The following is a 5,645-nucleotide window of genomic DNA, read 5'->3' as shown; positions in this document are numbered from 1 at the left end:
CATTGAAATAGCTGCCCCGAAGTCCTTACACATTTCAAAATTAATATTATCCACCCCTTATCTACAATTTCGATAGTCGCATCGAAATTATCCATTAGAGCAAAGATAGCAATTGTTCTATTAATAACGTTAGCAGCGTGTTTAAGGTTTGCCATCGTAACGGGAAAGTTTATTTCCATGAAGCTGAAAAAGAATAGGGAGTATTAAATGTTTATCCGGCCACTTAAATTAACTCAGCACGTCGATGTGCAGGGTTCAGAAAAAGCGCCTGCGTTGGTACTTCTGCATTCTTTGGGAACGGATTTGCACTTGTGGGATTTGCAAATGCCGCGTCTGACGGAACGTTATCGTGTGATCCGCCTGGATATCCGCGGGCACGGATTAAGCGCGGTCGATTCTTTGCGATTTACCATGGCAGATTTGGCCGACGATGTCGTGGCGGCACTCGATCATCTCCAAATCGATCAGTTCTATGTTGCCGGGGTTTCAATCGGCGGAACAATTGCGCAATGGATTGGATTCAAGATACCCAAACGAGTACAGGGAATGATTATTGTCGATACGGCACTGGTGAATGCCGCTCCGCCTTCGCTCTGGCGGGCACGGGCTGAAGATGTCTTTCACCACGGTGTTGAACACCTTGAGATGGGGATTTTAAGTAAATGGGTGACACCGAAATTTATCGATACGCCAGACGCAGACGGCCTGAAGCAGATGTTGCGTCGGACAACGGTTGAAGCTTTCGCAGGTTGTTCCTACGCCATCGCTGATACCGATCTGACAGATATGGATATTCCGGGGGTAAGGGCTGTGGTGGTGAGAGGGAGTGAAGATCAGCTTACGCCCCAGGACTACGCGCAACGTCTGGCTGAAAAGCGCAACGCCCCATTGCATATCATACCCGGCGCAGCCCATTTACCGAATTTTGAGCAACCCGAAGCGCTCACTGATGAAATCATCTCGTTCATTGAGAACAAGAATACGCATTAACACCCGGAGCAGGTATTCAGCGCGGGTCAGAGGCGCACGGGCGTCGTTAATGAGTCAATTTTGCAGGCAGATGATGAAAAAATCTGAAGCGCGAACGGAGTAAATCCTATGAATCGTCGGTTATTTATTGGTGGAAGCCTGGGGTTGTGCGCAGGTGCTGTAATACTTCCGGCTGCGTTAAAAGGGGTTATGGCACAGAGGGATGTTATCGAGATGCAACTGGCGAATGGAACAGTAAGCATCCGTTTATTTCCTGATTTGGCACCCGGGCATGTTGAACGCATAAAATCGCTGGTAGAGGCCAGGTTTTATGACGGCATGCCGTTTAGCCGGGTTATAGAAGGTTTTATGGCACAAACGGGTGACCCGATAAAAGATCCCGGTCTGGATTACCGGAGATTACCGGCGCTGGCCGCAGAGTTTAACCGCATGCCTTTTGAACGCGGTACCCTCGGCATGGCCAGATCACGGTATCCGCACAGTGCCAGCCATCAGTTTTTCATTACCTCCGCCAGAGCAGGTTTTTTAGACCAGAACTACACGGCTTTTGGGAAGGTCACGAGTGGCATAGAGTTAATTGACCAACTCCGCCGGGGGGCTTCGGACACGGGCACGGTGGCTAATCCCGATGTCATAAAAAGCATGCGATTAGCCCCTGTCAGAACAGCATAAGGCCCTCTGACTGCCTAAATAACTCGCCGAAGGAGTCGATGTCATATGCCCAGCATTACTCTCTATACCTCAGCCAGTCACCGGTTAGATGCCGGGGTTTTTGCTGAATTTTCAACCACCTTAACCCGTCTTGCCAAAGAGATTCTGAAAGCGAAAGAAAATAATATTCACATCAGCTACCTCACCGCAGAGATAGGTTTCGGTACGCCGGTCTATTTTGAAGCAAAACTAAGGCAGGAAGTTTTCCGAACCGTGTCCGTGTTGGATGAATTCATGCATCAGGTTGATTTATTAATTAAGGAGAAAACAGGAGTCACAGCAAGAATTCGCTGTTTCTCTTTTGAAGCAGGTAATATTTATGCAAAGAACTAAGGAACAGATTATGAATGTTAGTTTTCCAACAAGAGATCTCGGCGATATATCGGTTACTGCGGTTAGCGATGGCTATCTGCACGTCGACTTCGGGATGCTTTCAAATGTGGACGAGGAAGAGTGCAAAACCATTCAGCGCAGTGCGAAAATCAGTGAACTCAATGCGGTTCATATTAATACCTTCTTAATCCGCCGGCAGGATAAAAATATTCTTATTGATAGCGGAGCAGGGGGAGTTAAGGGATGGGGGGGCAGGCTGATTGCCAATCTGGACCGGTTGGGGATACAACCTGACAATATTGACGCTGTACTTCTCACCCATGCCCATCCCGATCATATCGGTGGATTGCTCACCGCAGAAGGCGACGCTGTATTTGTTAATGCTGAACTGGTGATAAACAGCGATGAATTCAATTATCTGCAAGACGATGAGAATTTCGCAGCCGTCAGTGATCGCGTAAAAGGTAATTTCCTGCTGGCGCGAAGTATATTCAAAAAGTATCAGAAAAATCTTCGTCTCATCGATCATGGCGAGGTATTTCCTGGTGTTTTTGCGATCCCGCTGAAGGGACATACGCCGGGGCATACGGGTTACCGGATTGAAGGTAGCAAAGGTAGCGTATTAATCTGGGGGGACATTGTTCATTTCCCCCATATTCAACTGCTAAAACCGGAAGTTGCGATCGCCTTTGACTACGATCCTCACATGGCGGCAGAGATCCGCTCCCACATGCTGGAGAAGGTGAGCTCGGAAAGAATTCTTGTCGGCGGTATGCATTTTGGCGAGCAAGGATTCGGTTATATTGAAAAACGTGAATCCGGATATGGGATCGTCGGTTTCAATTAATTAAAAGCTATTATCAGAACATTCTGCTCTGTAAATAATGTATTTCCTGACCGGCAGCGCAACGATTAAATGGGGCAACCTGTCTGGCTCTGCTTAAGTTGCTTTGCCGTTATTAATTTTTTTACTGTGTAACATTGTCGCTATGCTACTGAATAAATTCTCAGGTTTAAAATACTATCCTCGGGGGGAGCAAAATGAATCCTGCAATAAACAGAGAAATAAATATTGATGCTATTCGCACTGATGTAAATGAACAGGATGGGAGTCAGTCGGTCACGGCGGAGAAATTACCCTCCCAGCCCAAACTTCCATCGCTTACCGGAAGCAGATTCTGGGCTGCTTTATTAGTCTTTTTATTTCACTCATCATTACCCAGCGATCTCGCACCCTTTTCAGACCCCACCATACAGCATATTTTTACTGTTATCGTAGGCAAAGCGGGTTGGCTTGGCGTTTCTTATTTCTTCATACTCAGCGGATTCATCATGGTGTGGTCTGCGAAAGATAACGACACCGTGGGGGATTTTTACCTGCGGCGTTTTGCGAAGATTTATCCCACGCACTGTCTGACCTGGGCCGTGGCGTTCGTTATTGGTGCTATGAGCATATATCAATATAAATTATGGTCATCAAACCTTCTGTTACTGAATACCTGGGTTGATGATGTGCATTATTTTTTTGTGGGTAACAGACCCAGTTGGTCTCTGTGTATAGAAGCGATGTTTTATCTTTCTTTCCCTTATCTTTTTAGAGTAATGAAGACAATACCTAAAAAATTCGATCTGCTCGGTTTAACGATTGTAACGGCAGGATCCTTGTTGGTTCAAACGTACATTTACCTGTGGGTTGAGCCGAATAAGATGATGGGGGCATTTCCGATTTCGCAGCAACATTTTTGGGTTTCATATATTTTTCCTCCCTCACGCATATTTGAATTTCTGGCCGGTATGTTTGCAGCGCGGCTTATGATGCACGGACGCATACTGGTGCTGTCGAAAACGGCTTCGTTTGCCCTGCTTGCCGCCAGTTATCTCGGATCTATGTATATCCCATACCAGTTTAGTATGAGTGTGGTATTCATTATCCCCGTTAGCTTGTTAATCGTTTCAATTGCGGGTGATGATTTAAAAAACCGAAATACATGGTTGAACACTAAAATGTCTGTATGGTTAGGGGAGATATCTTATTCATTTTATATGGTTCATTTTTTAGTGCTTTTTTATTTTTTGAACCTCACGGCAGGAAGAAAGTTTAGCTTGCCGGAAGGGATTGCACTTATCGCCGTTGCGCTAGTGTTATCTGTCTCCTGTGCCTCCTTTTTATATAAATACTTTGAAGTACCCATGATGAAGTTAATTCTGGAGAAATGTCGCACCAGGTCGTTAGTCGTTCTGCGTAAATCTGCATAACGTAAATAGAGTATGCTTCCTTTCGTTGTCAGAACAGGATGCGTCGGGAAAGTCTGCTTACTGAATGGGAGAGCATATATCAGTCATATGCTCTCCCGATTGTATTTGATGAGGGGTTTTACTGAAAAGGGGAACGCCTAAAGGCTTGTTACCCATGCCTTAATAACAGATGCCTTAATAGCCGATGTTGTGCAGCCGGGGATCCTGAAAAAGTGAGGTCATTATGCCCCGGAATTTTGTGCTATCCAGATAAGGTGAGTCTGTACGATAAACAAGCTCTATCTTGAAATCATTGAACTGACCACTGAGTTCGTGAATTTTAATCTTATTTTGTACCTCGCCACTGATCGAACAGCGTAAAACTAAAGATACGCCTTTACCGGCGGCAATGCTGGAGAACAGCACGGGATATGATCCGCATTCCACAACCCGTTTGGGTGTGATATTCCCTTCATTAAAAAGAGTATTATAATTGCGGGTCGTGGTTGCACATTTTTTACTGCTGAGCAAAAAACTTCGCCGTCAAGGCTGGAGATGTCTTTAATGGTTGGGTAATCTTTTTCGGTAATAATAACCAGTTCGCTGGAGAGTAATATCGAGCGTGAATGCTGGGTGTTTGAAAAACCCGCACCGATTATTACTGCATCGAATTCATTTTGGTCAAAGGCATTGAGTAAGCTGAGAGTATTACCTATCGAAATGTCTATGTTCCAGCCCAAATCATGCCCCAGATCGATGAGCGAGCTGACAATATAGGGGGGTAAACATTCAATTATGCCAATTCGTATATTCAGCTGGCTATTTTTGGAGTGGGAAAGGTTGTTTTTACAATCATCCGCCAGGTTCAATATTTTAAGGGCGTAGTCATAAAGTATCTGACCTTGTGCCGTCAGTGAGCAACCATCAGTTTTCCGGTCTAACAGGGTGACATCCAGATTATCCTCCAGGCTCCTGATCCGGTGGGAAATACTCGATTGCACGCGATTCAGACGCTCGGCTGCCTGGGTTATGTTCCCTGTCTCCACGACTGTCACGAACGCAAGAAGTTCACTTAGCTTCATTTGAGACCTCATGCTAAAAATTAGTTCACCGTCACAACAATTATTTATATTCTGTATTAATGATTTTGTCACTATGTTTTAAACACCCGCGCGCCGGGATACCACCACAGGCTCTGTCTGGCCAGTTCAGGAGACGTGTCAGTATTATTACCCTCCGGGCAGACATTAATTCTGAATTACGAATTACAACAACAGACTGTGCTTATTTTTCTGCTCTGTAACTCATGCACATTTCCCCGCACAATCAGTCATCCGCAACAGGCATTTTTTCAGGGTATCAATACTTTCGATGAG

At 45.4% G+C, this 5,645-nt stretch carries 6 protein-coding genes and 1 pseudogene; 5 read left to right on the top strand and 2 right to left on the bottom strand.

Annotation, left to right across the window (positions count from 1 at the left end; translation table 11 throughout):
* Window positions 1-207: 207 nt before the first annotated feature.
* The 5 genes from J1785_RS03945 to J1785_RS03925 all read left to right on the top strand — a co-directional run bounded on the left by J1785_RS03945 (window position 208) and on the right by J1785_RS03925 (window position 4,290).
* Window positions 208-990 carry an alpha/beta fold hydrolase gene (locus J1785_RS03945; protein ID WP_129955489.1) on the top strand — a complete coding sequence of 261 codons (783 nt, stop codon included), beginning with the start codon at window positions 208-210 and terminating at the stop codon, window positions 988-990.
* 108 nt (window positions 991-1,098) lie between these two features.
* On the top strand, window positions 1,099-1,662 hold the full coding sequence (locus J1785_RS03940) for a peptidylprolyl isomerase (protein WP_217218859.1): 564 nt from the start codon (window positions 1,099-1,101) through the stop codon (window positions 1,660-1,662).
* A gap of 45 nt (window positions 1,663-1,707) precedes the next feature.
* The gene (locus J1785_RS03935) at window positions 1,708-2,034 is read left to right on the top strand and encodes a hypothetical protein (RefSeq protein ID WP_217218858.1); all 327 of its coding nucleotides are present in this window, start codon (window positions 1,708-1,710) and stop codon (window positions 2,032-2,034) included.
* A gap of 10 nt (window positions 2,035-2,044) precedes the next feature.
* Window positions 2,045-2,881, top strand: a complete 837-nt coding sequence (locus J1785_RS03930) for an MBL fold metallo-hydrolase (RefSeq protein ID WP_129991807.1) — start codon at window positions 2,045-2,047, stop codon at window positions 2,879-2,881.
* A gap of 194 nt (window positions 2,882-3,075) precedes the next feature.
* Window positions 3,076-4,290: an acyltransferase family protein gene (locus J1785_RS03925; RefSeq protein ID WP_129955492.1), complete on the top strand. Its 1,215-nt coding sequence runs from the start codon at window positions 3,076-3,078 to the stop codon at window positions 4,288-4,290.
* 174 nt (window positions 4,291-4,464) lie between these two features.
* On the opposite strand, the gene J1785_RS26925 is transcribed toward J1785_RS03925, so the two are convergent.
* Both J1785_RS26925 and J1785_RS26920 read right to left on the bottom strand, forming a co-directional pair.
* Window positions 4,465-4,800 (bottom strand): LysR substrate-binding domain-containing protein, encoded by a 336-nt coding sequence (locus J1785_RS26925; protein WP_338020335.1) that lies wholly within the window; start codon window positions 4,798-4,800, stop codon window positions 4,465-4,467.
* Window positions 4,801-5,225: 425 nt separating this feature from the next.
* Window positions 5,226-5,351 (bottom strand): annotated as a pseudogene (locus tag J1785_RS26920) (LysR family transcriptional regulator); the annotation flags it as partial.
* Between the last annotated feature and the right edge of the window lie 294 nt (window positions 5,352-5,645).

This window comes from Rahnella perminowiae, from assembly GCF_019049755.1.
Classification (GTDB): Bacteria; Pseudomonadota; Gammaproteobacteria; order Enterobacterales; family Enterobacteriaceae; genus Rahnella; species Rahnella perminowiae.
The sequence above is the reverse complement of the archived record's forward strand: the minus strand, read 5'-3'. Positions and strand labels throughout refer to the sequence as shown.

What these genes read in the sequence shown, in the direction of transcription:
- J1785_RS03935 (WP_217218858.1), top strand. Translation starts at nt 1,708, where the DNA reads ATGCCCAGCATTACTCTCTATACCTCAGCCAGTCACCGGTTAGATGCC.
- J1785_RS03945 (WP_129955489.1), top strand. Translation starts at nt 208, where the DNA reads ATGTTTATCCGGCCACTTAAATTAACTCAGCACGTCGATGTGCAGGGT.
- J1785_RS03940 (WP_217218859.1), top strand. Translation starts at nt 1,099, where the DNA reads ATGAATCGTCGGTTATTTATTGGTGGAAGCCTGGGGTTGTGCGCAGGT.
- J1785_RS03930 (WP_129991807.1), top strand. Translation starts at nt 2,045, where the DNA reads ATGAATGTTAGTTTTCCAACAAGAGATCTCGGCGATATATCGGTTACT.
- J1785_RS03925 (WP_129955492.1), top strand. Translation starts at nt 3,076, where the DNA reads ATGAATCCTGCAATAAACAGAGAAATAAATATTGATGCTATTCGCACT.